At 43.6% G+C, this 1,079-nt stretch carries 3 protein-coding genes; 1 reads left to right on the top strand and 2 read right to left on the bottom strand.

Annotated elements, in window-relative coordinates; translation table 11 throughout:
- Nucleotides 1-279 (top strand): putative sulfate exporter family transporter (locus R7P67_RS26150; protein ID WP_318086496.1); only part of this gene is annotated, 279 nt, incomplete at its 5' end.
- Here R7P67_RS26150 and R7P67_RS26145 read toward each other — a convergent pair.
- Nucleotides 272-460: a hypothetical protein gene (locus tag R7P67_RS26145; protein ID WP_203505800.1), complete on the bottom strand. Its 189-nt coding sequence runs from the start codon at nucleotides 458-460 to the stop codon at nucleotides 272-274. The genes R7P67_RS26150 and R7P67_RS26145 overlap by 8 nt on opposite strands.
- A gap of 144 nt (nucleotides 461-604) precedes the next feature.
- Nucleotides 605-1,079 (bottom strand): AMP-binding enzyme (locus R7P67_RS26140; RefSeq protein ID WP_411912822.1); only part of this gene is annotated, 475 nt, incomplete at its 5' end.

Here is a 1,079-nt window from a genome sequence, read left to right as displayed (position 1 = left end):
GGGAGCAAAGAGAACGGTTCGAAAAAGTTAGTGATTCCTTACTTCATTTTCTGGTATTGCGCGGCCATCGCCTTTAGTGATTTCTTCCCACAACTTGAGGTGGTGTATCACGGTATTTTTACCATTGCGAAGCAAGCTCTGGTGGTGTGCTTATTCTTGATAGGATGTAGTATTTCGATTTCGAAACTGAAATCTTCGGGCCCTAAACCGCTGTTGTTTGGTGTGACTTTATGGGTATTAATTTCCACCACGTCACTAAGCTGGCTAGTACTTAGATAATCGTTGTCGACTTATCGCGTTGGTCGGAGGTTGACTCTGGTTTGTCACTCTTGAGCGTAAACACCAACGCGATAGCGATTAAAAACGCCGTCAATTCCGCTAACGAGCGAGTGAGCCCTTCACTGCTGATTGCGATGCCAATTTGTAATACCACTGCTATCAATAAAACCAATTTCACCATTCTGAAGCTTATGCCTTTCTGCTCTACGTTAAGACATGATTATGATTCAGAGTTATAAGGTTACGAAATTCCCTTTCCGACTAACACATAGCAAAATTGACTAATCTTCGCCTCATTTCCGCCGGGAAAATGAGCGCCAGCTATTTAACGTTGATTATCTAACTCATAAAGCAGCCACTCTTTTACCGCTTTACGCGAGACTTTAATCCCACCTTCTAACAAGGCTTGTGGCATCAAATAGTAAGCGATTGGCCATTTAAACTTCTCAAGCTTTTTCCGCAAGTATTGCTCGAATTCCTGTTGGCTCAGTAACGCTTCTGATTGAATAACGGCTATAGGACGATGACCGAACTCAGCATCTTCGACTGGCACGACAATGCTCTGAATGACGCTTGGAATTTGGTTCAATACTACTTCTATTTCCTCACAGTGAACGTTTTCTCCACCTGAGATAAATTGATTATCGGCCCGACCGATGATCTTTAACTCATCTCCTTGCCAAGTACCGAGATCCTTACTGTCGAACCAACCATCCTCGTCCACAAATACCGTCACTTGACCTTGGTGAAAATAGCCTGAAGCTAGCGTTTGTCCACCAATGTAAATGCGCTCATCAACC

The organism is Vibrio sp. Vb0937, from assembly GCF_033338855.1.
The sequence above is the reverse complement of the archived record's forward strand: the minus strand, read 5'-3'. Positions and strand labels throughout refer to the sequence as shown.

What these genes read in the sequence shown, in the direction of transcription:
- R7P67_RS26145 (WP_203505800.1), bottom strand. Translation starts at nt 460, where the DNA reads ATGGTGAAATTGGTTTTATTGATAGCAGTGGTATTACAAATTGGCATC.